Genomic DNA, 23,117 nt, shown 5'->3' with positions numbered 1-23,117 from the left:
GGGGCCACAGCCCTTCTCGTGCCTGCGCCGCGGATCTACCTACCGCGAATCGCGTCGAACACCTTGGGATCGACGAGGGTCGAGGTGTCGCCGAGATCGCGGCCCTCGGCGACATCGCGCAGCAGGCGGCGCATGATCTTGCCGGAGCGGGTCTTGGGCAGCTCGGGGACGACGGTGATCTGGCGTGGCTTGGCGATCGGGGAGATGTCGGTGGAGACCTGCGAGCGCAGCTCGGCGATCAGAGTGTCACCCGTGTTCTCGGCGCCTTCGCGGAGGATCACGAACGCGACGATGCCCTGACCGGTGGTCTCGTCGGCGGCTCCGACGACGGCGGCCTCGGCGATGGACGGGTGGCCCACCAGCGCCGACTCCACCTCGGACGTGGAGATACGGTGCCCGGAGACGTTCATGACGTCGTCGACGCGGCCGAGCACCCACAGGGCGCCGTCCTCGTCGTACTTGGCGCCGTCCCCGGCGAAGTACCAGCCCTCCTCGGCGTATCGGGACCAGTAGGTGTCCTTGTAGCGCTCCATGTCGCCCCAGATGCCGCGCAGCATCGCCGGCCACGGCTGGTCGAGGACCAGGTAGCCACTGCCACCGGGGCCGAGTTCGTGGGCGTCGTCGTCGACGATCTTCGCGGAGATGCCGGGCAACGGCGCCATGGCGGATCCGGGCTTGGTGGCGGTGACGCCGGGCAGCGGCGAGATCATGATCGCGCCGGTCTCGGTCTGCCACCACGTGTCGACGATCGGGGCCGTGCCGCCGCCGATGACGTCGCGGAACCAGCGCCACGCCTCCGGATTGATGGGCTCACCCACCGAACCGAGCAGCCGGATCGACGACAGGTCGTGGGCGTCGGGGATCTCCCGACCCCACTTCATGAACGTGCGCACCAGCGTCGGCGCGGTGTAGTAGATCGTGACGCCGTACTTCTCGATGATCTGGAAGTGCCGGTGCTCGTCGGGGGAGTTGGGGGTGCCCTCGTAGACCACCTGCGTGACGCCGTTGCTCAGCGGGCCGTACACGATGTAGCTGTGTCCGGTGACCCAGCCGATGTCGGCGGTGCACCAGTACACGTCCTGTCCGGCCTTGTGGTCGAACACGTTGTGGTGCGTGTACGACGCCTGCGTCAGGTAGCCGCCGGAGGTGTGGATGATGCCCTTCGGCTTACCGGTGGTGCCGGACGTGTAGAGGATGAACAGGGGATGCTCGGCATCGAACGCCTGCGCCTCGTGCGTGTCCGACGCCTTCTCGACGGTGTCGTGCCACCACAGGTCACGGCCGTCGGTGATGTCGACGTCGATGCCGGTCCGCTTGACCACCAAGACGTTCCGGACGGAATCGGCATCCGCGACGGCCTCGTCGACGGCGGGCTTGATCGGGGCCGCCTGGCCGCGGCGCCACTGTCCGTCGACGGTGACGACGAGCTTGGCGGCGGCGTCGTCGATGCGCGAGCGCAGCGCGGTCGCCGAGAATCCGGCGAAGACGACCGAATGGGTCAGGCCGAGCCGGGCGCACGCGAGCATCGTCACGATCGCCTCGGGGATCATCGGCATGTAGATGGCGACGCGGTCACCGGCGACGAGGCCCAACTCGGTGAAAGTGTTTGCCGCGCGGCTCACTTCGGCAAGCAGGTCGTTGTAGGTGATGTCGCGGCTGTCGCCCGGCTCACCCTCGAAGTGGATCGCGACGCGGTCGCCGTTGCCCGCCAGCACGTGCCGGTCGACGCAGTTGTACGCGACGTTGAGGCTGCCGCCGACGAACCACTTCGCGACGGGGGCGTCCGACCAGTCCAGGACCTCGGTCCACGGGGTGGCCCAATCCAGGCGCCGGGCCTGGGCGTCCCAGAAAGCCAGCCGGTCGCGGTCCGCCTCGGCCTGCAACTCGGGCCCTGCGTTCGCTGCCGCCGCGAAGGCCGCGCTCGGTGGGTACACCTGGGGTGCGTCGGTTGCACTGCTCGTCATCTCGGCTTGCCTTCTTTCCGGGTCGAAATCGACGGTTGTCGCACGTGTGAGGGTAGTCACACGCGGCCGTGGCCGCACGATTCGCTCCCGTGGAGTGGTCGCTGTGTGCGGCGATCGGTCGAAACGGTGCGACAGGCGGTCGCCGCACGGCGGGGACGTTGCGATCGGGCCTCGAACGGGTGCCGATCCGGTCGGGGAGCGCGGGACTGCGGCGGCCGGCGCCGGCGCTGTTTATCGTCGCAGGAACCAACCGAGTGTTTCGGGAGGTGGCGGTGACTGTTCGGCGGAGCTGGGCGGCTGCGGTGGCGTCGACGCTTGTCGTGGTGCTGGTGTCGGCGCTGCTCGCGGCCTGCGCCGGAGCGACGGCCCCGAGCGCGCACACGGTCTATGCGTGGAGTGGTGAGCCGCAGAACCCGTTGATCCCCACCGACACGGGCGAGAACACCGGCGGCCGGGTGCTCGACGCAATCTTCGCGGGCCTGGTGTCGTACACCGCGGCCGGCGACGTGGAGAACGAGGTCGCGCAGTCGATCGAGACGGTCGACGGCCGGCGGTACACCGTGACGCTCGAGGACGGCTGGACGTTCACCGACGGCACGCCCGTCACCGCGCACTCGTTCGTCGACGCATGGAACTACGGCGCGCTGTCCACCAACGCGCAACTGCAGTCCTCGTTCTTCGACCCCATAGAGGGCTACGACGAGGTGGCCGCGTCGAACCCGACCGCGACGACGATGTCCGGACTCGAGGTACTCGGCGACAAGACCTTCACGATCACGCTGAAACAACCGGAGGCGGCGTTCCCGAAACGCCTGGGATTCGCCGCGTACTACCCGTTGCCGCGGTCCGCGTACGCCGACATGGCCGCGTTCGGGCAGCACCCGATCGGCAACGGCCCGTACCGGTTCGCGGGCGACGACGCGTGGCAGCACAACGTGCGCATCGACCTCACGGTGAACGCCGACTACCGGGGCCCGCGGACGCCACGGAACGAAGGGGTGACCTTCGTGATGTACAGCAGTCTCGACACCGCGTACACCGACCTGCTGTCGAACAATCTCGACGTCCTCGACGGCGTCCCGGCCAGCGCACTGGACACGTTCGAGGAGGACCTGCCCGGGCGGACCGTGAATCAGCCGTCGGCGACGATCGAGACGTTCACCATCCCGGAGCGGCTGCCGCACTTCGGCGGCGAGGAGGGGCGGCTGCGGCGGCAGGCGATCTCGCAGGCGATCGACCGCGACCGGATCACCGAGCGACTGTTCGCGAGTACGCGCACACCGGCCCGCGACTTCACGAGTCCCGCCGTGCCCGGTTGGTCGCCGGACCTGCCCGGATCCGCGAACCTGAGTTTCGCACCCGACCGCGCGCGGGCGTTGTGGGCGCAGGCCGACGCCATCGCGTCGTGGAGCGGGACGTTCGCGATCGCCTACAACTCCGACGGTGGCCATCAGGACTGGGTGGACGCCGTCTGCAACAGCATTCGCAACACGCTCGGCATCGACGCGCACGGTGCGCCGTACCCGACCTTTGCGCAGTTGCGCACCGAGGCCACCGAGCGGACGATCCGGACCGCGTTCCGTTCCGGTTGGCAGGCCGACTACCCGCAGCAGTACGGGTTCCTGGCGCAGAACTACCAGACGGGAGGTAGTTCCAACGACGGCGAGTACTCCGATCCCGAGTTCGACGCTCTGCTGCGCGCGTCGGCGGGGGCGACCGATCCGGTCGAATCGCAGCGGCTGATCGACGACGCACAACAGATCCTGTTGCGCGACCTGCCGGCGGTGCCGAACTGGAACCGCAACGCGTCGGGCGGCTGGTCCGAGTACGTGACGAACGTCCGGATCGGGTGGGACGGTGTGCCGCTCTACTACCTGGTCGAGAAGGACTAGCCGTGCTGCGGTACACCGGGCGCCGTGTGCTGCAGATGATTCCGGTGTTCATCGGAACCACGTTCCTCATCTACGCGTTGGTGTTCCTGCTCCCCGGAGACCCGGTCGCGGCACTGGCCGGGGATCGGGCACTCACCCCCGCGGTGACCGAGCAACTGCGTGCCCGGTACCACCTGGATCAGCCGTTCCTGGTGCAGTACCTGCTGTACCTGAAGGGGCTCCTGACGCTCGACTTCGGCACGTCGTTCTCCGGACGCCCCGTCGGAGAGGTTCTGGCGCAGGCTTTTCCGATCACGTTGAAGCTCGCTTTCACGGCGATCGTCATCGAGACGGTCCTCGGGATCGGGGCCGGACTGATCGCCGGCCTCCGGCAGGGCGGGGTGTTCGACGGCACCGTCCTGGTCCTGAGTCTGGTTCTCATCGCGATACCGGTGTTCGTGCTCGGCTTCCTGGCACAGTTCTTCGTCGGAATCCGTTGGGGGCTGGCGCCGCCCACCGTCGGCGCCGACACCAGTCTGTCGCGCCTGCTGCTGCCGGCGTGTGTGCTCGCCGCGGTCTCGTTCGCGTACGTGCTGCGGCTGACGCGCACGTCGGTCGCGACGACGCTCTCCGCCGATTTCGTGCGGACCGCGACCGCAAAGGGTCTGTCCCGGCCGCGGGTCGTGTGGGTGCACGTGCTCCGCAACTCTCTGATCCCGGTCGTGACCTTCCTGGGCGCCGACCTCGCGGCCCTGATGGGGGGTGCGGTGGTCACCGAGGGCATCTTCAACATCAACGGGGTCGGCGGCACGATCTATCAGGCGGTCATCCGCGGCGAGGCGCCCACGGTCGTGTCGTTCGTCAGTGTCCTCGTCGTGGTCTACCTGATCGCGAATCTGTTCGTCGACCTGCTGTATGCCGTCCTGGATCCGAGGATTCGTTATGCCTGAGGCGCGCGGGATGTGGGGATCGGCGTGGCGACGGCTGCGGCGGCGCCCGATGTTCCTCGTCGCGTGCGTCATCCTGGCCGTCGTGGCCGCGGTCGCGCTGTTCCCGTCGGTGTTCACGAGTGTCGACCCGCGTTACTGCAACATCGCCGACAGCCTCGCACCGCCGCGGTCGGGGCACTGGTTCGGCTTCGACCGCCAGGGCTGCGACGTGTACGCGCGCACTGTCTACGGCGCTCGCCCGTCCGTCACCGTCGGGGTGTGCGTGACCGCGTCCGTGCTGGCGATCGGTGTGCTGTTCGGCGCGCTCTCCGGCTACTACGGCGGCTGGGCCGATTCGCTGCTGTCCCGTGTCACCGACATCTTCTTCGGGATCCCACTGATCCTGGCGGCGATCGTGCTCATGCAACTGTTCGCGCAGCGGACCATCTGGACGGTGGTGGCGGTCCTTGCGCTGTTCGGCTGGCCGCAGATGGCGAGAATTGCTCGCGGAGCGGTCATCTCGGCCAAGTCACGCGACTTCGTCCTCGCTGCCCGCGCCGTGGGCATGTCGGGGCCGTCGATCCTCGTCCGGCACGTGCTGCCCAACGCGCTCGCACCGATCATCGTGGTGGCGACGATGTCGCTGGGGACCTTCATCGTCACCGAGGCGACGCTGTCGTTCCTGGGGATCGGGCTACCGTCCACCACGGTCTCGTGGGGCGGCGACATCAGCACCGCGCAGGTCACCCTGCGCCGCGGGTCGACGATCCTGTTCTATCCGGCCGGCGCGCTCGCGATCACCGTGCTCGGGTTCGTCCTGCTCGGCGACGCCCTGCGCGACGCGCTGGATCCGACGCGAGCGAGACACCGGTGACCGCGCCGCTGCTCGAGTTGGACGGGCTCGAGGTGACCTTCGGCACCGGTACCGGCGCGGTGCGTGCGCTTCGCGGCGTGGATCTCACGGTGCAGCGCGGCCAGACCGTCGCGATCGTCGGCGAGTCCGGTTCGGGCAAGTCGACCCTCGCGCACGCGCTTGTCGGGCTGCTGCCGGGCGCAGGCCGGGTGACGGGTGGCCGAATCACCTTCGAAGGGCGCGACCTGGCACACGCGTCGGAGCGAACTTTCGTCGGAATCCGGGGGAGCGGAATCGGGTTCGTGCCGCAGGACCCCGCGACCAATCTCGACCCCGTCTGGAAGATCGGGTTCCAGGTGCGCGAGACGCTCGCCGCCAACGGGATCGCGAAGGGGCGGGCGGCCCACCGCCGTGCGGCCGAACTGCTCGCGCAGGCGGGTCTGGACGACGCCGAGGCCCGCGCCGGGCGCTACCCACACGAATTCTCGGGTGGTATGCGTCAGCGGGTCCTCATCGCGATCGGGTTGGCCGCCCGGCCACGACTGCTGATCGCCGACGAACCGACGTCGGCGCTGGACGTGACCGTCCAGCAGCGCGTACTCGACCATCTCGAACACCTGACCGACGAACTCGGGACTGCACTGCTGCTCATCACGCACGATCTCGGGGTCGCTGCCGAGCGTGCCGAACACGTCGTGGTGATGCACGCCGGTGTCGTCGTCGAATCCGGCTCGCCGGAGCAGATTCTCACCGCGCCCGAACATCCGTACACTCGCCGGCTCGTCGCGGCGGCGCCGTCGCTCGGGACCGCCCCGACCCGGCAACCTCCGAACGCGCCGGCCGGCGCGCATCCACTCCTCGTCGTCGACGGCCTGCGAAAGCTGTTCCACAGCAGACGCGCCGAGGTCATCGCCGTCGACGACGTCTCGTTCACCGTCGACCGCGGCACCACCACCGCGATCGTCGGCGAATCGGGTTCGGGTAAGACGACGGTGTCGCGGATGATCCTGGGGTTGCTGCCTCCCGACGGCGGCTCGGTCCTGTTCGACGGCACCGATCCGGCGGCACTCGGCCGCCGCGAGAAGGAGTTCCGACGCCGCGTCCAACCCGTGTTCCAGGACCCTTACGGCAGCCTCGACCCGACGTACTCGGTGTTCCGGATCGTCGAGGAACCGATGCGGGTGCATCGGATCGGTGATCGCGGCGAGCGTGCGAGGCGGGTGCGTGACCTTCTCGAGCGCGTCGCACTGCCCGCCGATTTGTCCCGTCGCTTCCCGGCCGAGTTGTCCGGCGGGCAGCGGCAGCGGGTGGCGATCGCCCGGGCGCTCGCTCTGGCACCCGAACTGCTGGTGTGCGACGAGGCGGTCTCCGCTCTCGACGTCGTCGTACAGGACCAGATCCTGCGTCTGCTCGACGAACTGCAGCGCGACTTGGGGCTGACGTACGTCTTCGTCAGCCACGACCTGGCCGTGGTCCGGCGGATCGCCGACCGCGTCGTGGTGATGCACGGCGGCCGAGTGGTGGAGGAAGCGGCCGCGGAGGACGTGTTCGAGCACCCCGGACACGAGTACACCCGGCGCCTGCTCGACGCCGTACCGGCCGGGCGCCGGCGCCGCAGAGACGGGTAGCGTCTGACAGCGTGACTGATCCCTTGCAGCCGCTGCTGGACCTCCCGGGTGTCGTCGACGCCGCGGATCGCGCGCGCGACGCGTTGGGCGAGGTGCACCGACACCGGACCAACCGCCGGGACTGGCCCAAGACGGCCACCGAGGCGTCGGTTCGCGCTGCGCGCGCGTCGGCGTCCATCGACGGCGGATCGACCGAGCTGCCGGTGCCGGGAACGGTCGGCGACCCGGTGCTGTCCGGTGCGTTGCGTGTGGCGCAGGCGCTCGACGGAGAAGCGCTCACGATCATCCTGCCGACGTGGCAGCGAGCGCCGCTCCAGGCGCTCGCCCGGTTGCACCTGCTCGCCGCGGCGGACCTGGTCGACGACGCCGCCACCTTGGGGCGGCCGCGGACCGATCCCGGAGTCGGCGAGCGTCTCGACATGCTCGCGCAGTTGGTGACGGGGGGCACGAACGCGCCCGCACCGGTGCTCGCGGCGGTCGTGCACGGTGAGCTGCTCGCGCTGCGACCGTTCGGGGTGGCCGACGGCATCGTGGCCCGTGCCGCATCCCGACTGGTTGCCACGTCGACGGGTCTCGATCCGCACAACCTGGGCGTGCCCGAGGTGAGCTGGATGCGTCGCGCGCCGGCCTACCGTGACGGCATCGCCGGGTTCGCGTCCGGCACGGCCGAGGGCGTGGGCAGCTGGGTGATCCTGTGCTGCGGCGCCCTGGAAGCCGGTGCCCGCGAGGCGATGTCGATCGCGGATGCCGCAGCGGCGGGCTGACGAAGCGCGCGTTCCGGGTCTCGCGTTCCCGGAAGTCGCGGGTGCCCGCACATGCGAAGCGGGTGGTGTCACCGACCGTGGTCGGCGCCGCCACCCGCTAGCACGGATTCCGGGTTACCAAGCGTGCAAGGTGGGTTGTGTGTCAACGGCCTCGGCGTGGTCTCGGGCGGTGCCGGTTCGTCCCGTGCAACGTGTGCAGGGTCCTTGCCGTCAGTCATCCGAGTCACGCAAGCCCACAACGCTTCTGCCCTTATAGTGGCTTGTGCTCCGCGTGGGTACCTGGTGCCCGTGCTGGGAAGTCCGGTCGGGGAATCGGTCCTTCTCTTCCGGATCGATCCTGGCTTTCCGGCCTTCCGTAACTCCTTTGTACCCTGTGCCCCCACCCACTTCAAGTGGCAATTTTCCTTTGTGGCAGATGCAGGTTCAGCGTTTGCGGCGACGCATCCCGTAGGTGAAGGCGCCGGCCACTGCGGCGCTCGACAACACGGCGGCCGCCGCGGTGACCGTCGAGCGGGAGGGGGACTGCAGTCGTGCACGCAGTGAAACGGGGTTGGAGAAAGACAATACGGGCCAACCATTTTCGGCGGCAGCGCGGCGCAGTCCGCGATCGGGATTGACTGCGGTGGGGTGGCCCACTGCCTCGAGCATCGGCAGATCCGTCACCGAATCCGAGTAGGCGTAGCACTGGGCGAGGTCGTAGCCCTCGCGCTCGGCGAGCTCGCGCATCGCCTGGACCTTGCCGTCGCCGTAGCAGTAGAACTCCACGTCACCGGCGTACCGGCCGTCCTCGACCACCATTCGCGTTGCGCAACTGTGGGAGGCGCCGAGCGCGTCGGCGATGGGTGTGACGACCTCCTCGCCGGAAGCCGACACGATGACGACGTCGTGCCCGCGCAGCTTGTGGTCGGCGATGAGGTCCGCGGCCTCCGCGTAGACGAGTGGATCGACGATGTCGTGCAGGGTCTCGGCGACGATCGCGCGGATCTGTTCGACATCCCACCCGGCCGTCATGCTGGTCAGGTGGCTCCGCATCCGCTCCATCTGGTCGTGGTCGGCGCCGGAGAGGATGAAGAGGAACTGTGCGTAGCTGCTCTGCAGGACCGATCGCCGCGTGATCAGCCCTTGGGCGAAGAACGGCTTGCTGAAGGCCAGCGCGCTGGACTTGGCGATGATCGTCTTGTCCAGGTCGAAGAACGCGGCGGTGCGTCCGCGGCGGGTGAGGTCGCTCGGGTCGGCGGTCACCCGACCAAGAATAGGGGAGAGACCTCGTCTTCGGCCCGGTACCGGGTACCGGACGTTCCCGACGATCCGGGCGGATTCCGGCGATCGCTGAACTTGCAATTATTCCTGCACCTGGGTGTAGTATTGCTTCTACCTGGACGCGATCCAGGCGTGTTCAGCCCGACCCCCCGGGGCTGAACTCTGACGACCCCCGCCTCCTCCCCCCCTGGCGGGGGTCGTCCCATATCTCGGCCCGGATGGCCCCGGTGCCCCTCATTTCCCGTGGTAGAGCTGCCGGGACAGTTTCGTTCCGCCGAACTGGTACGAACGTACGAAAATTCATCCACACCCCGCGGATCTGTGCACATTCGACGTATCGACGTGCCGGCGGCGCGTCCCGGTGCCGCAGGCTGGCCGACATGACCACCGCATCCCGTGCCACCCCCGCTCTCGGCAGCCGCGGGGTAGTCGCCGCCGTCGGCGAGCGTGCCGTGCTCGAGATCCTGCGCTCCGTCGCCGCGGCGACCGATCAATCGTTTGCCGAGTCGGCCGCGCCGGTCGGCCGCAGCGTGTGGATGTCGGCGGACCTGGTGGTGCTCGACGCCGCCGCGGCGCGCGAGTGCGCCGCGGGACTGCCGCGCCGCGACCGAGTGGTGATCGTGTGCTCAGGCGTTCCGGGCATCGCCGATTGGCAGGCCGCCGCAGAGGTGGGCGCCGACCGGGTATTGGGTCTGCCGGCGGACGAGGACGTCCTGGTCGCGGTGTTCGCCGACCGCAACACCCGACGCGAGGCGGGTGGCGCGGTCGTATCCGTCGTCGCGGGCAGCGGTGGCGCGGGCGCCTCGACGATGGCGGCCGCGATCGCCCTCGCCGGCGCGCGGGCGCGGAAGACGGATCGCGCACCCGGGGTGTTGCTGCTCGACGCGGACCCTCTCGGAAGTGGACTCGACCTACTGCTGGGCGTGGAGAGAGCGCCGGGGCTACGGTGGTCCGGCCTCGCTGTCGAGGGTGGGCGGGTGCTCGCCGACGCGCTGCATGCCGCGTTGCCCGCGCAGGCCGGGGTCAGCGTGCTGGCCTGCGATCGAGACAGTCGTACGGGCGGGCTCACACCGGCGGCGGCCACGGCCGTGGTGGAGGCCGGCCGACGGGCGGGGTGCCTCGTGGTGTGCGATGTCGCCCGACATCCCGGCGAGGTCGGCGAGAGCGTCGTCGAACTCTCCGATCTCGTCGTCGTGGTCGTCCCCGCCACCGTGCGCGGTGGCGTGGCGTCCGGGCGGGTGCTGTCGTGGATCACGCAGCGGAACCCGCACCGGGGCATCGTGGTTCGCGGACCCGCCCCGGGTGGGCTGCGGGGGACGGACCTCGCGGAAACCCTGGACGCGCCGGTGATCGCCGTGATGCGGCCGGCGCCTCGTCTCGACGCGATGCTCGAACGCGGCGGGCTCGATCCGGGGGAGCGCTCGCCGCTCGCAGCGGCGGCACGGTCGGTGCTCGACGTCCTCGCAGCCCGCCCCCGCTCGGGGCGGTGGGCGGCATGAGCGCGTTGTTCTCCACCGACCTGCTCGACCGGGTGCGCGAGCGGCTCGCGACCGCCGACGGCGACCCGACCCCGGCGACCGTCGCCGCCGCCATCCGCTCCGAGTCGGGTGGCGTACTCGGCGACACGGATCTGCTGGCGGCGCTGCGCGTGTTGCAGACCGAACTGACCGGCGCCGGCCCGCTCGAGGCGCTGCTTGCCCAGCCGGGCGTCACCGACGTACTGGTCACCGCCCCCGACGCGGTCTGGGTCGATCGCGGTGCCGGGCTCGAACGAGTCGACGTGACGTTCGCGGACGAAGCGGCAGTGCGCAGGCTGGCGCAGCGGTTGGCGTTGTCCGCGGGCAGGCGACTGGACGACGCGCAGCCGTGGGTCGACGGCCGACTCCCAGCGGCGGGCGGCGGGGACCTGGGTGTCCGACTCCACGCGGTACTCGCCCCGGTCGCCCAGGCCGGGACCTGCCTGTCGCTGCGGGTGCTGCGGCAGGCGACGCAGGGGTTCGACGATCTGGCCGCGTCCGGTGCCCTGCCCGGTGACGCGCGCTCGCTCCTGGAGCGCATCGTGCGCGCACGGCTCGCGTTCCTGGTGACGGGCGGTACCGGGGCTGGGAAGACCACGATGCTGGCGGCCCTGCTCGGGCGAGTCGATCCGGGCGAGCGCATCGTGTGCGTCGAGGACGCCGCCGAACTCGCCCCGGCCCACCCGCACGTGGTGCGTCTGGTCGCGCGAGTGGCCAACGTCGAGGGCGTCGGTGCGGTGACGGTGCGCGACCTCGTCCGCCAGTCCCTGCGTATGCGTCCGGACCGCATCGTGGTCGGCGAGGTGCGGGGCGCCGAGGTGGTCGATCTGCTGACGGCACTCAACACCGGTCACGACGGCGGTGCGGGCACCGTGCACGCCAACTCGCCCCGCGAGCTCCCGGCGCGGCTCGAGGCGCTCGCCGCACTCGGCGGGCTCGACCGGGCTGCACTGCACAGCCAATTGGCGGCCGCGGTCCAGGTGGTGCTGCACGTCGAGCGGGACACCTCGGGGCGCCGGCGCCTCGCGGAGATCGCGGTGCTGCGCCGCGACCCCGTAGGGACGGTGGAGGTGGTACCGGCCTGGACATTCGGTGGGGGAGTTCATGCGGCAGGGAAAGTGCTGCAGGACATGCTGCTTCGACGGGGTGAATCGTGAGCGCGGTCGCCCTGGCGCTCGCGGCGGCCCTCCTGATGGTGCCCCGCAGGGGTGCGCCGGCCCGTCTGCGGTCCGCCGCGCCTCCTCGCGGCGGGGGTGCGCCGCCGTGTCGGCCGCGGTGGCGTCGAGTGTCGCCGTACGATGCCGCCTTCGCGGCGTGCGTTCCGCTCGTGGTCGTCGGTGCGATCGGCCCGGCGCTCGCCGCGGCGGTAGTCCTCGCCACCGCGCGCCGGCGGCACCGACGGCGCGCCGAAGTCGAGCGGCGTCACCGGGAGCGTGCGCAGGTGCTGGCCGGGCTCGAAGCCGTGATCGGCGAACTGGGGGTCGGCGCGCACCCGGCGGCGGCGTGCGATGTGGCCGCGCAGGAGTGCCGCGGCGACGCCTCGGTGGCGCTGCGCACCGCAGCGGGGCGAGCGCGCCTGGGTGGGTCGGCGGCCGGTGGACTCGTTCTGCCGGGCAGTGTCGTCGCGGACGAACTCTCCCGGCTGGCGGAGGCGTGGTCGGTGGCCGAGTCCCGTGGACTCCCGCTCGCCGAGCTGCTGCAGGCGGCGCGCACGGACCTGCAGGGGCGCAGCCGGTTCCGTGCCAGAGCTGATGCCGGACTGGCCGGCGCCCGGGCCACGGCTGCGGTTCTCGCTGGCCTGCCCGTCCTCGGGATCGGGTTGGGACAGCTCATGGGAGCCGCGCCCGTGCGGGTACTCGCAGGGGGCGGCCTCGGCAGCGCGCTACTGGTGGCGGGAACCGTGCTGGGCGCACTCGGGCTGGCGTGGACCGACCGAATCGTCGACCGGGCGGTGCCGTGATGTGGACGTCGGCGCTCATGCTGGCCGCCGCGGTGCTGGTCGTCCCCGGCACGGACCGCCTCCGACGACGGCTGCGTGCTTCGGCCGAGGCCGCCGACACGACCGCGGGCGCCGACCGTGCCACCGACGACGCGCCGTCGACGCGGCCGGACCCGCTCGCCGTCGCGGGCACCTTCGACCTCCTGGCAGCGTGTCTGAAAGCAGGCCTGCCGGTGCCGGACGCCGTCGCCGCGGTGGCTGCGTCGGCGCCGGATCCGCTGGGGGAGTCGTTGCGGCGCACCGCGGACCGGCTCGCGCTCGGTGCGGACCCGGCCACTGCGTGGGACGTCGTGGCGTCGGAGCCCGCGACCGAGGCGTTGGCCCGGATGGCCCGACGGTCGGCTCGATCGGGCGCCGCACTGTCGTCGGCGATGGCGGACCTGGCGACACAGCAGCGGACGGAGGCCGAGGACCGTGCGATCGCCGCTGTCGAGAAGGCCGGCGTGCTCATCGGCGGACCGCTGGGGCTGTGCTTCCTGCCGGCGTTCGTGTGCCTGGGCATCGTCCCGGTGGTGATCGGGCTGGCCGGTCGGGTGCTCGAGGGTGGGCTGCTCTGACCGAATCCGAAGGACCCCGGCGCGGGTACGCCGCGCCGGCATCTATGAAGGGGGAAAGCAATGTGGTCGAGGATGTTTCGAGGGGTTCAGGCCCGGATCATGACGGCTGCGACGGGGGACGACGGCATGTCCACCGCCGAGTACGCCATCGGCACCATCGCGGCCGCGGCGTTCGGCGCGGTGCTGTACACGGTGGTCACCGGCGATTCGATCGTCTCCGCGCTCACCGGGATCATCGACAAGGCACTCGCCACGTCGGTGTGACCGGGCGTCCCGGCCCGCGCGGCGACAGCGGTGCGGTCACGGTGGAGGCGGCCATCGCGATCGCTTCCATCGTCACCGTGGTGGTGCTGTGCATCGGGGCGATCGTGGCCGTGTCCACACAGGTGCGATGCATCGACGCAGCCCGGGAAGCCGCCCGCCTCGCCGCACGCGGCGACCGCCCCAATGCAGCCGTCGCGGCGGGTCGGGTGGCCCCGCACGGGGCGGAGATCGAGGTCCGGGACGACGGTGCGTTCGTCGTCGCGACGGTTCGGGCGCGGGCGACACTTCTGCCGTTGGTCGAACTGTCCGCGGAGTCAGTGGCGGTGAAGGAACCGGAGCAGGACAGCGGATGAGGAGGAGGATACGAGCACTGGCGCGTGACGAGTCCGGCGGTGCGACAGTGCTCGCCTGTTTCACGCTGGCCGCGCTCGTCGTGGTCACGGCTGCCCTCGTGCACGTGGGCGGGGTGGTCGTCAGCAGGCACCGGGCGCAGTCCGCGGCCGACCTCGCGGCGCTCGCCGCCGCCTACGCGCTCGACGGTGGAGGTGAATCAGCCTGCGCTGCCGCGTCGTCGATCGCGGATCGGATGCGGGTCGAACTTGCGGATTGTTCGGTCGACGGCTGGCAGGTCGTGGTGGCGACGACAGTGTCGGCTGCGGGTTCGGGTGTGCTGCCGATCGGTCCGGCCCGTGCCGTCGCTCGGGCCGGACCCCTCGAATGATGCCGTCACACCGCGGGATCCGACGGGGTCACGGCGCCGAGGATCGCGGTCAGCACCCGCACGGCGCCGTCCTTGTCGAGCGGATGGTTGCCGTTGCCGCACTTGGGGGAGTGCACGCACGACGGGCACCCGGCCACGCACTCGCACGCGTCGATCGCCTCCCGGGTCGCGCCGAGCCAGCGGACGAGTTCGTCGTGGCCGCGGTCGGCGAAGCCGGCGCCGCCCGGGTGGCCGTCGTAGACGAACACGGTGGGGAGACCGGTGTCCGGGTGCAGCGCGGTCGACACGCCGCCGATGTCGCCGCGGTCGCACGTCGCCACCAGCGGAAGCAGGCCGATGGCGGCGTGTTCGGCGGCGTGCAGCGCACCAGGGACCCGGTCCGCTCCGATGCCGTGTTCCTCGAGCAGTTCCGGCGTGACCGTGTACATCACCGCGCGGGTGTGCAGCGTCTGCGCGGGCATGTCGAGTTCCACCGAGTCGAGTACTTCGCCCGACGACAACCGGCGCAGGTATCCCACCACCTGATGGGTCACCTCGACCTGCACCAGCGCGACGCCGACCTCGCCGTACCGCTTGTGTTCGGCGACGTCGGCGATCGCGATGTCGGTGACCTCCCGGGCCGAGGTGGTCCAGTCCGGTTCCTCCGGGTGGACCAGCGCGAGACCCTCGTCGAGGTCCAGGTGGTCGACGACGAACGACTCACCCTGATGGATGTGCACCGCGCCCGGGTGCGCGGTGGCCGGGGCCCGCCCGGCGTCGACGGTCCCGAGGAGCCGACCGGACTCGCTGTCGACGATCGCGATCTGGGCGCCGATGCCGCCCCGGATGTCGAGCGCACTGTGCGGATCGGATTCGGCCGTGACGAACCATCCGTGTGCACGACGTCGGATCAGGCCCTGCGCCGCGAGTTCGGTCAGGACTTCGGTGGCGCCGAAGTCCGCCACCTCGGCGTCGGACAGCGGCAGCTCCAGTGCCGCGCACAGCAACTGAGGTCCGAGCACGTACGGGTTCGTGGGGTCGGTGACGGTCGCCTCGACCGGGCGGTCGAGCAGCGCGGACGGGTGATGCACGAGATAGGTGTCGAGTGGGTCGTCGCGCGCGACGAGCACCACGAGGGAGCCTTGACCGCGGCGTCCGGAGCGCCCGGCCTGCTGCCAGAACGATGCGACGGTTCCCGGGAAACCGGCCACCACCACCGCGTCGAGCCCGGCGATGTCCACCCCCAGCTCCAGGGCGTTGGTCGTTGCGACGCCGAGAAGCCGGCCGTCCGCGAGGGCGGACTCGAGGTCGCGGCGATCCTCGGCGAGATATCCGGCACGGTAAGCGGCGACACGATCGGCGAGGTCGGGGTCCACGTCGGCGAGGGCCCGCCGCGCGCCGATCGCGGTCAGTTCGGCGCCGCGCCTGGACCGGACGAACGTCAACGTCTTGGCGCCCTCGACCAGCAGGTCCGCCATGATGCGCGACGCTTCGGACCCGGCCGCCCGCCGCACCGGGGCGCCGTTCTCGCCGGTGACCGACGCCAGTAGCGGGGGCTCCCACAGCGCGATCGTGCGGGGGCCGTGTGGTGATCCGTCCTCGGTGACCTGCGCGCACGGCGCTCCGATCAGCCGCGACGCGGCCGCTCCGGGTTCGGCGGTGGTGGCGCTGGCCAGGACGAATGTCGGGTGGGCTCCGTACCGGGCCGCGATGCGGCGGAGTCGTCGCAGGACCAGCGCGACGTTCGATCCGAAGACGCCGCGGTACGAGTGGCACTCGTCGACCACGACGTAGCGGAGGTTGCGCAGCAGGTGCGACCACCGTTGGTGCGATCGCAGGATCCCGAGGTGCAGCATGTCGGGGTTGGTGAAGATCCAGCGCGAGTTCGCGCGCGTCCACTGCCGAAGTTCGATGGAGGTGTCGCCGTCGAACAGGCAGGGATGGATCGACCGCAGATCCGGCTCGGACTCGGTGAGTGCCGCCGTGGCGCGCAGTTGATCGGCGCCGAGCGCCTTGGTCGGTGACAGATACAGAGCGGTGCCGCGGGATTCGCCGGCGAGTGCGGTCAGGATGGGAAGCTGGTACGCCAGCGACTTGCCCGACGCCGTCCCGGTCGCAACCACCACGTGCTCACCGGCGGCCGCGATGGAAGCGGCCTCGGCCTGGTGGCTCCACGGCTGAGGGATGCCGGCTGCGCGAACGGCCCGGACCACGGCCGGGTCCGCCCATTCCGGCCATTCCGAGTAACTGGACACGCGGGGCGGTAGATCCGCGGTGAAGGTCAGGGGGTGCTCGCCCGGAGGAGTGCCCGCCAGAATCCGGTCCAGAAGCATCCGGCCGAATGAGTCGTCGCCGTTTCCGTCGGGTCGACCGGGATGGGGCGGGGGATTCACGGGGGCCTCTCCGGAAACTCGTCGGTGTTGCGTTCTGGGTGACTGCTACGCGTCGGACCTGGGCTTTTCATCCTATCGACGGCCTGTCGGAATTATCCGCGTGGGGTGTACCGGAGAGTAGCCGGAGTGGCACTGCGTGCAAGATCAACTATTTGCAGTTTTTGTTCGTCTTTCGACTGTTGCGCGCGGGTCGGACGTGGTTGACTATGACCTGGTCGCAGCTTCTGTGTTCGTTTACACGCCCGCAGGATCGATGTTGCGAGCGCGGTGCTTGTGCGTTCCTGAGGGGGAATCGAGAAAGTACAGCGGTCGGAACCGGCCCGGTGGACCGGAAGTGCTGTCCATCGAATCCGGTGTAAGAAAGAGAAGGAAAAGCATGGCACAGGGCACTGTGAAGTGGTTCAACGCGGAAAAGGGCTTCGGCTTCATCGCTCCCGAGGACGGCTCCGCTGACGTCTTCGTCCACTACTCCGAGATTCAGGGCAGCGGCTTCCGCACCCTGGAAGAGAACCAGCGCGTCGAGTTCGAGGTCGGCCAGGGCACCAAGGGCCCGCAGGCCACCGGCGTTCGCGCCATCTGATTCGTTCACCAGCTGAACGTCAGAACTGAACGACAGGCAGAGCCGGTCGTCACGACCGGTGCCTGACGTCGTCCCCCACTGCCGACTCGGCAGTGGGGGACGACTGCGTTGAGGGGTGATCCCGCCGGGCTCCGCGGTGCAGATGCACGAAGAGCGCGAACAACGCGAATCCGTGGCCTAGTGTCCACTTGTGGCCCAGCTGTCGTTCTTCTCCGCCGAGTCGATGCCCCCTGCGGTGACCGACCTCGGTGGGCTGCTCGCGGCGCAGGGGCAGGTGGCCGTCTCGAAGGACGGTGCTCGGGTGTCCGTCGTCGTCGACAGTCTGTGGCGGGCCGAAGCGATCGCCACGTTGATGGCCGAGGCGGATCTCGAGCCGGAGATCGGTACTTCGGAGGAAGGACGGCCGCTCGTTCGGACGGCCTCGGTTCCGCATCTGATCGATCTCGCCGCTCGATGGACGCGGGGGGCGGTCAAGTCCGTGCCCCCGGGTTGGATTCCGGGCGCGCGTGAACAACGGGCGTGGGTCCTGGCCGCCGGACGCGTCGAGGCCGACGGCCAGCGCTATCTTCTCGGCCTGGACCCGCATGCACCGGACACCCACGTCGTCCTGGCCCAGTCGCTCATGCGGGCCGGCGTCGCACCGACAATTGTCGGAATCAGGGGGTCCACTCCTGGATTGCGCATTTCCGGGAGAAGGCGCCTGATGCACCTTGCGGAGAATATCGGCGAAGCCCCCGACGATCCGGACGCTCGCCGCAACTGGCCGCACATTTGAGCGAACGGACCGGGACGGATCTACGTGATCGGCTTACCGGTGTGACACCCTGTTACTGACCGGACCCGGTATAACGGGGTCGAAGGCGAGATTCGCATCAGGTGCACACGGTGGCACTGATCGAGCAGGAAGGTGCGGACAACAGGTGGCATCACGGGAGAAGAGCACGGCGGACGGAGCGTCCGGCACGCGCCGCCTCGTCATCGTCGAGTCACCGACGAAGGCCAAGAAGATCGCGCCCTACCTCGGGAAGAATTACGTGGTGGAGGCGTCGGTCGGCCACATTCGCGACCTCCCGCGAGGCGCTGCGGACGTGCCCGCGAAGTACAAGGGTGAGCCGTGGGCGCGCCTCGGTGTGAACGTCGACCACGACTTCGAGCCGCTGTACGTCGTCAGCCCGGAGAAGAAGTCGAAGGTCACCGAGCTCAAGAGCCTGCTCAAGGATGCCGACGAGCTGTACCTCGCCACCGACCCCGACCGTGAGGGCGAGGCCATCGCCTGGCATCTCCTCGAGACGCTCAAGCCCAAGATCCCGGTCCGCCGAATGGTGTTCCACGAGATCACCGAGCCGGCCATCCGCGCCGCCGCCGAGGACACCCGCGACCTCGACAACGACCTGGTCGACGCACAGGAGACCCGACGCATCCTCGACCGTCTCTACGGCTACGAGGTCAGCCCGGTGCTGTGGAAGAAGGTCATGCCGAAGCTGTCGGCGGGCCGCGTGCAGTCCGTCGCGACGCGCGTCATCGTGCAGCGCGAGCGCGAGCGCATGGCGTTCCGCTCCGCGGAGTACTGGGACATCTCGGCGACGCTCGATGCCGGTGCCGACGCCAGCCCCCGCGCGTTCGGTGCGCGCCTCGTCTCGGTCGACGGCTCCCGCGTCGCTGCGGGACGGGACTTCGGGCCCGACGGCAAGCTCAAGTCCACCGGCGTGACGGTGATCGACGAGGCGTACGCCCGTCGGCTCGCGGAGGCCCTCGAAGGCGTCGACCTGGTCGTCTCCTCGGCCGAGGACAAGCCGTACACGCGCAAGCCGTACGCGCCGTTCATGACGTCGACGCTGCAGCAGGAGGCTGCGCGCAAGCTGCGCTTCTCGTCGGAGCGCACCATGCGGGTAGCGCAGCGTCTGTACGAGAACGGCTACATCACCTACATGCGAACCGACTCGACCACGCTGTCGCAGTCGGCGATCTCCGCGGCGCGGGCCCAGGCCACCGAGCTGTACGGCGCCGAGTACGTCCACGCCACTCCGCGCCAGTACACCCGCAAGGTGAAGAACGCGCAGGAGGCACACGAGGCGATCCGTCCGGCCGGTGACGTCTTCCAGACGCCGGGTCAGCTGCACTCTCGTCTCGAGAACGACGAGTACCGCCTGTACGAGCTGATCTGGCAGCGCACCGTCGCCTCCCAGATGGCCGATGCCCGCGGCACCACCCTGACGCTGCGGATCACCGGCACCGCCGGCACCGGCGAGGAGTGCACGTTCTCGGCGTCCGGCCGCACCATCACGTTCCCGGGCTTCCTGAAGGCGTACGTGGAGAGTGTCGACGAGGAGGCCGGCGGCCAGTCCGACGACGCCGAGTCGCGCCTTCCGGTCCTGACGCAGGGCCAGGAGGTGACCGCTACCAAGCTCGACCCGGACGGTCACTCCACCAATCCGCCGGCGCGCTACACCGAGGCGAGCCTCATCAAGGCTCTCGAAGAGCTCGGCATCGGTCGTCCGTCGACGTACTCCTCGATCATCAAGACCATCCTCGACCGCGGTTACGTCTACAAGCGCGGCAGCGCGCTCGTTCCGTCGTGGGTCGCGTTCGCGGTGATCGGGCTGCTCGAGACGCACTTCGGTCGGCTCGTCGACTTCGACTTCACCGCGGCGATGGAGGACGACCTCGACGAGATCGCCGGCGGCCGCGAACAGCGCGGCAACTGGCTGTCGAGTTTCTACTTCGGTGACGCGGCGGCCGCGGACGACTCGATCGCGCGGGCCGGTGGCCTCAAGAAGATGGTCGGTCAGAATCTCGAGGACATCGACGCCCGCGAGATCAACTCGATCCGCCTGTTCGACGATGCCGAGGGCCGCGAGGTCCATGTGCGGGTCGGACGCTTCGGTCCCTACCTCGAGCGGATGGTCCAGAACCCGGACGATCCGGACGGTGACCCGGTCTCGCAGCGTGCGAACCTGCCCGACGACCTGCCGCCGGACGAACTCACTCCCGAGTACGCCGAGAAGCTGTTCTCGACGCCGCAGGAGGGACGGAAGCTGGGCGTCGACCCGCTGACCGGCCACGAGATCGTCGCCAAGGAAGGCCGCTTCGGCCCGTACGTCACCGAGATCCTCCCCGAGCCGGCACCCGAACCGGAGCCGGACATCGTGCCCGTCGAGGCGGCGGCCGACGGCACCACCAAGACGAAGGCCGTCAAGAAGGCGCCGGCGAAGAAGGCCGCGAAGAAGGCGGCCGGCCCCAAGCCGCGCACCGGATCGCTGCTCAAGTCGATGGACCTGGCCACCGTCACGCTCGAGGATGCCCTCAAACTGCTGTCGCTGCCGCGCGTGGTGGGTGTCGACCCCGAATCGAAGGAAGAGATCACCGCGCAGAACGGCCGTTACGGGCCGTATCTGAAGAAGGGCACCGATTCCCGTTCTCTGGAGAACGAGGATCAGATGTTCACGGTGACGCTCGAGGAGGCACTGAAGATCTACGCCGAGCCGAAGCGGCGCGGGCGTCAGGCTTCGGCGGCTGCTCCGCTGCGGGAACTCGGCAACGACGCGGCCACCGGCAAGCCGATGGTCATCAAGGACGGCCGCTTCGGCCCGTACGTCACCGACGGCGAGACCAACGCCAGCCTGCGCAAGGGCGACGAGGTCGAGTCGATCACCGACGAACGCGCGTCCGAACTTCTCGCCGATCGTCGCGCTCGCGGCCCGGTCAAGAAGAAGGCCGCCGCGAAGAAGGCACCGGCCAAGAAGGCGGCGGCGAAGAAGACTGCAGCCAAGAAGGCGCCGGCCAAGAAGGCCGCGGCGAAGAAGTCGTGACCGGCCGCGCCGTCGCCGTCGGCGGGGACAGTTAGGCTCGGCGCGTGGCGGGTGTTTTCGATCGACTGGTCGGCCAGGAGCATGTCGAGGCAGAGTTGACGGCTGCTGCGACGGCGGCGCGCGGCGGCGACGCCGGTTCGCGGATGACGCACTCGTGGCTGTTCACCGGTCCGCCCGGGTCGGGCCGGTCGGTTGCCGCGGTGTGCTTCGCCGCGGCACTGCAGTGCACGTCCGAGGGAGTCCCGGGCTGCGGCGAATGTCAGGCCTGCACGACGACGATGGCCGGCACGCACGGCGACGTCCGTCGGGTCGTGCCCGAGGGGCTGAGTATCAGCGTCAGCGAGATGCGCGGCATCGTGCAGACCGCCTCGCGTCGACCCAGCACGGGCCGCTGGCAGGTCGTCGTCGTCGAGGACGCCGACCGTCTCACCGAGGGCGCGGCGAACGCGCTGCTCAAGGTCGTCGAAGAACCGCCGGAGCGGACGGTGTTCCTGCTGTGTGCGCCGTCGGTGGACCCGCAGGACATCTCGGTGACGCTCCGTTCCCGGTGCCGGCACATTCCCTTGGTGACGCCGAGTGTGGACGCGATCGCGCAGGTGCTGCGGGAGCGGGATCACCTCGACGCCGAGACCTCGGACTGGGCGGCCTCCATCTGTGGCGGGCATGTCGGGCGGGCCCGGCGCCTCGCGCGGGACGAGGACGCGCGCAGCCGACGCAAGCGTGCCCTGGCTCTGGCGGGCGCGGCGCTTCGGCCGGGCACCGCCTACGCCGCCGCCGAGGAGTTGGTGCAGTCAGCGGAACTCGAGGCCCGAGAACTGACCGCCGAACGCGACGAGCGGGAGACCGAGGAGATGCGGACCGCGCTCGGCGCGGGCGGCACCGGCAAGGGCGCCGCCGGAGCCCTGCGGGGCTCGGCCGGCGTGCTCAAGGAACTCGAACGTCGTCAGAAGTCTCGCGCCACCCGAACCGGGCGCGACTCACTCGATCGCGCGCTCATGGATCTCGCCGGTCTGTACCGCGACGCATTGGCCTACTCGTTCGGGTCGTCCGCCACTCCCAATCATCCCGACATGGCGGAACAGGCGGCGGACCTCGCGGGTCGCACGTCGCGAGAGGGCCTGTTGCGGTGCATCGAGGCGATCCTGGACTGCCGGGAGGCACTCGATCAGAACGTCAAACCCAAGTTCGCCGCCGACGCACTCGTCGCCCGCCTGGGCGCCGAGTTCAGGTAGAACGAGCCCGATTTGCATTTGGGCCGGGGGGACGGGATAGACTCGCGTGCGCCGAAAGGCACGCTGCCTTAGCTCAGTCGGTAGAGCATTTCACTCGTAATGAAAAGGTCGCGAGTTCGATTCTCGCAGGCAGCTCCGAGAGGGCCCCTCACCACCAGGTGAGGGGCCCTTCTGGTTTCGGCGACTCGGTGGCCGATCCGGCGCGGTCGCCGAAACCTCGCGGTACGGCCCCGCGGGGAGGACGATGAACCGTGGGACGGGCGGTCCCGCCGGCACTCCATGGGAGAAGGTGACTCATCGTGTGGATGGAGATCTTCTGGCTCATCCTCATGGTCGGCGCCCTGGTCATGTTGATACCGATCGCACGACAGGTGTTCCGTCGATCCGACGACGACCGGGATCACCACGATTCGTGACGGCAGGTCTCGACAGGGCTGCGAGCGAGGCGGCATGCTCGGGAGGTGAGTGATTCGCTGAAGACCCGCGTTCGCGAGAAACTCCTGCGCCAACTCTCCGAGAACGGGGGTCACCCGGTGGAGGAGGTGGAGAGCGACGATCCGCGTCTTGTCGCGATCGACTCCGACCTGGCCGCTCTCGACGAGGTCGCCGAGGACGATCCCCTCGTGGAGGAGTTGGCCACCAAGTACTGGGTTCCCTGACCCAGCCGGTCCGGACGGCCACGCGGCGTACATGACCGTGCTTTCGACGGCCTGATCAGGCGATTTGGCAATCGCCGAACGGTTCGCGTAACTTATTCCAGGTCAGAGCGACACGGACACCGACCCGGCCGCGACCTT

Annotated in this window: 20 protein-coding genes and 1 tRNA gene; 18 read left to right on the top strand and 3 right to left on the bottom strand. The window is 69.8% G+C overall.

The annotated features are described in order from the left end of the window. Positions 1 to 35: 35 nt before the first annotated feature. Positions 36 to 1,964: an acetate--CoA ligase gene (gene acs, locus A6I89_RS24020; RefSeq protein ID WP_005515823.1), complete on the bottom strand. Its 1,929-nt coding sequence runs from the start codon at positions 1,962 to 1,964 to the stop codon at positions 36 to 38. Positions 1,965 to 2,236: 272 nt separating this feature from the next. Here acs and A6I89_RS24015 point away from each other — a divergent pair, with 272 nt between their 5' ends. The 5 genes from A6I89_RS24015 to A6I89_RS23995 are packed head-to-tail and all read left to right on the top strand — an operon-like array spanning position 2,237 to position 8,009. Continuing rightward, positions 2,237 to 3,856: a peptide ABC transporter substrate-binding protein gene (locus A6I89_RS24015; RefSeq protein WP_226347563.1), complete on the top strand. Its 1,620-nt coding sequence runs from the start codon at positions 2,237 to 2,239 to the stop codon at positions 3,854 to 3,856. A 2-nt stretch (positions 3,857 to 3,858) separates the two neighbouring features. Continuing rightward, positions 3,859 to 4,785, top strand: a complete 927-nt coding sequence (locus A6I89_RS24010) for an ABC transporter permease (protein ID WP_005515820.1) — start codon at positions 3,859 to 3,861, stop codon at positions 4,783 to 4,785. Continuing rightward, positions 4,778 to 5,638: an ABC transporter permease gene (locus tag A6I89_RS24005; RefSeq protein WP_022593881.1), complete on the top strand. Its 861-nt coding sequence runs from the start codon at positions 4,778 to 4,780 to the stop codon at positions 5,636 to 5,638. The genes A6I89_RS24010 and A6I89_RS24005 overlap by 8 nt, the downstream gene beginning before the upstream one ends. Continuing rightward, the gene (locus A6I89_RS24000) at positions 5,635 to 7,245 is read left to right on the top strand and encodes a dipeptide ABC transporter ATP-binding protein (protein ID WP_022593883.1); all 1,611 of its coding nucleotides are present in this window, start codon (positions 5,635 to 5,637) and stop codon (positions 7,243 to 7,245) included. The genes A6I89_RS24005 and A6I89_RS24000 overlap by 4 nt, the downstream gene beginning before the upstream one ends. An 11-nt stretch (positions 7,246 to 7,256) precedes the next feature. Continuing rightward, entirely contained in the window at positions 7,257 to 8,009 is a 753-nt protein-coding gene (locus A6I89_RS23995; RefSeq protein ID WP_005515817.1) for a Fic family protein, read from the top strand. 423 nt (positions 8,010 to 8,432) lie between these two features. Here A6I89_RS23995 and A6I89_RS23990 read toward each other — a convergent pair whose 3' ends face one another. Further along, the gene (locus A6I89_RS23990; protein ID WP_005515815.1) at positions 8,433 to 9,251 is read right to left on the bottom strand and encodes an HAD family hydrolase; all 819 of its coding nucleotides are present in this window, start codon (positions 9,249 to 9,251) and stop codon (positions 8,433 to 8,435) included. Between the two features lie 398 nt (positions 9,252 to 9,649). On the opposite strand from A6I89_RS23990, the gene ssd reads away from it, so the two are divergent. The 7 genes from ssd to A6I89_RS23955 are packed head-to-tail and all read left to right on the top strand — an operon-like array spanning position 9,650 to position 14,327. Continuing rightward, positions 9,650 to 10,768 (top strand): septum site-determining protein Ssd, encoded by a 1,119-nt coding sequence (gene ssd / locus A6I89_RS23985; RefSeq protein ID WP_005515814.1) that lies wholly within the window; start codon positions 9,650 to 9,652, stop codon positions 10,766 to 10,768. Continuing rightward, positions 10,765 to 11,943: a TadA family conjugal transfer-associated ATPase gene (locus tag A6I89_RS23980; RefSeq protein ID WP_005515813.1), complete on the top strand. Its 1,179-nt coding sequence runs from the start codon at positions 10,765 to 10,767 to the stop codon at positions 11,941 to 11,943. The genes ssd and A6I89_RS23980 overlap by 4 nt, the downstream gene beginning before the upstream one ends. After that, positions 11,940 to 12,746 carry a type II secretion system F family protein gene (locus tag A6I89_RS23975; protein WP_037084670.1) on the top strand — a complete coding sequence of 269 codons (807 nt, stop codon included), beginning with the start codon at positions 11,940 to 11,942 and terminating at the stop codon, positions 12,744 to 12,746. Before A6I89_RS23980 ends, A6I89_RS23975 begins: the two co-directional genes overlap by 4 nt. Then, the gene (locus tag A6I89_RS23970; protein ID WP_022593886.1) at positions 12,743 to 13,342 is read left to right on the top strand and encodes a type II secretion system F family protein; all 600 of its coding nucleotides are present in this window, start codon (positions 12,743 to 12,745) and stop codon (positions 13,340 to 13,342) included. Before A6I89_RS23975 ends, A6I89_RS23970 begins: the two co-directional genes overlap by 4 nt. Before the next feature lie 60 nt (positions 13,343 to 13,402). Continuing rightward, positions 13,403 to 13,606, top strand: a complete 204-nt coding sequence (locus A6I89_RS23965; RefSeq protein WP_005515809.1) for a DUF4244 domain-containing protein — start codon at positions 13,403 to 13,405, stop codon at positions 13,604 to 13,606. Beyond that, on the top strand, positions 13,603 to 13,959 hold the full coding sequence (locus A6I89_RS23960) for a TadE family type IV pilus minor pilin (protein WP_022593888.1): 357 nt from the start codon (positions 13,603 to 13,605) through the stop codon (positions 13,957 to 13,959). Before A6I89_RS23965 ends, A6I89_RS23960 begins: the two co-directional genes overlap by 4 nt. Then, positions 13,956 to 14,327, top strand: coding sequence for an Rv3654c family TadE-like protein (locus A6I89_RS23955; RefSeq protein ID WP_044990402.1), 372 nt, complete (start codon positions 13,956 to 13,958; stop codon positions 14,325 to 14,327). The genes A6I89_RS23960 and A6I89_RS23955 overlap by 4 nt, the downstream gene beginning before the upstream one ends. A 5-nt stretch (positions 14,328 to 14,332) precedes the next feature. Here A6I89_RS23955 and A6I89_RS23950 read toward each other — a convergent pair whose 3' ends face one another. Further along, positions 14,333 to 16,639 carry a DEAD/DEAH box helicase gene (locus tag A6I89_RS23950; protein WP_044990403.1) on the bottom strand — a complete coding sequence of 769 codons (2,307 nt, stop codon included), beginning with the start codon at positions 16,637 to 16,639 and terminating at the stop codon, positions 14,333 to 14,335. Positions 16,640 to 17,075: 436 nt separating this feature from the next. On the opposite strand from A6I89_RS23950, the gene A6I89_RS23945 reads away from it, so the two are divergent. From A6I89_RS23945 to A6I89_RS23920, 6 genes are all read left to right on the top strand, one after another. Then, positions 17,076 to 17,279, top strand: coding sequence for a cold-shock protein (locus A6I89_RS23945; RefSeq protein WP_005515803.1), 204 nt, complete (start codon positions 17,076 to 17,078; stop codon positions 17,277 to 17,279). 190 nt (positions 17,280 to 17,469) lie between these two features. Further along, a complete protein-coding gene (locus tag A6I89_RS23940) occupies positions 17,470 to 18,054 on the top strand; it encodes a hypothetical protein (protein WP_005515802.1) in 585 nt (194 codons plus the stop codon). Positions 18,055 to 18,199: 145 nt separating this feature from the next. After that, the gene (gene topA / locus A6I89_RS23935) at positions 18,200 to 21,088 is read left to right on the top strand and encodes a type I DNA topoisomerase (RefSeq protein ID WP_005515801.1); all 2,889 of its coding nucleotides are present in this window, start codon (positions 18,200 to 18,202) and stop codon (positions 21,086 to 21,088) included. A gap of 44 nt (positions 21,089 to 21,132) precedes the next feature. Next, entirely contained in the window at positions 21,133 to 22,320 is a 1,188-nt protein-coding gene (locus A6I89_RS23930) for a DNA polymerase III subunit delta' (RefSeq protein WP_005515799.1), read from the top strand. Positions 22,321 to 22,382: 62 nt separating this feature from the next. Then, a tRNA-Thr gene (locus A6I89_RS23925) sits at positions 22,383 to 22,455 on the top strand. Between the two features lie 326 nt (positions 22,456 to 22,781). Continuing rightward, positions 22,782 to 22,979 (top strand): hypothetical protein, encoded by a 198-nt coding sequence (locus tag A6I89_RS23920; RefSeq protein ID WP_005515797.1) that lies wholly within the window; start codon positions 22,782 to 22,784, stop codon positions 22,977 to 22,979. The last annotated feature ends 138 nt before the right edge of the window (positions 22,980 to 23,117 follow it).

The organism is Prescottella equi (assembly GCF_002094305.1).
Taxonomy (GTDB): Bacteria; Actinomycetota; Actinomycetes; order Mycobacteriales; family Mycobacteriaceae; genus Prescottella; species Prescottella equi.
Note: the sequence above shows the minus strand (reverse complement) of the source record. Positions and strands in the feature narration are given on the sequence as shown.

Bases quoted from the DNA above. Each gene is read 5' to 3' on its own strand.
- acs (WP_005515823.1), bottom strand. From the start codon at position 1,964: ATGACGAGCAGTGCAACCGACGCACCCCAGGTGTACCCACCGAGCGCG.
- A6I89_RS24005 (WP_022593881.1), top strand. From the start codon at position 4,778: ATGCCTGAGGCGCGCGGGATGTGGGGATCGGCGTGGCGACGGCTGCGG.
- ssd (WP_005515814.1), top strand. From the start codon at position 9,650: ATGACCACCGCATCCCGTGCCACCCCCGCTCTCGGCAGCCGCGGGGTA.
- A6I89_RS23980 (WP_005515813.1), top strand. From the start codon at position 10,765: ATGAGCGCGTTGTTCTCCACCGACCTGCTCGACCGGGTGCGCGAGCGG.
- A6I89_RS23965 (WP_005515809.1), top strand. From the start codon at position 13,403: ATGTGGTCGAGGATGTTTCGAGGGGTTCAGGCCCGGATCATGACGGCT.
- A6I89_RS23955 (WP_044990402.1), top strand. From the start codon at position 13,956: ATGAGGAGGAGGATACGAGCACTGGCGCGTGACGAGTCCGGCGGTGCG.
- A6I89_RS23950 (WP_044990403.1), bottom strand. From the start codon at position 16,639: ATGCTTCTGGACCGGATTCTGGCGGGCACTCCTCCGGGCGAGCACCCC.
- A6I89_RS23945 (WP_005515803.1), top strand. From the start codon at position 17,076: ATGGCACAGGGCACTGTGAAGTGGTTCAACGCGGAAAAGGGCTTCGGC.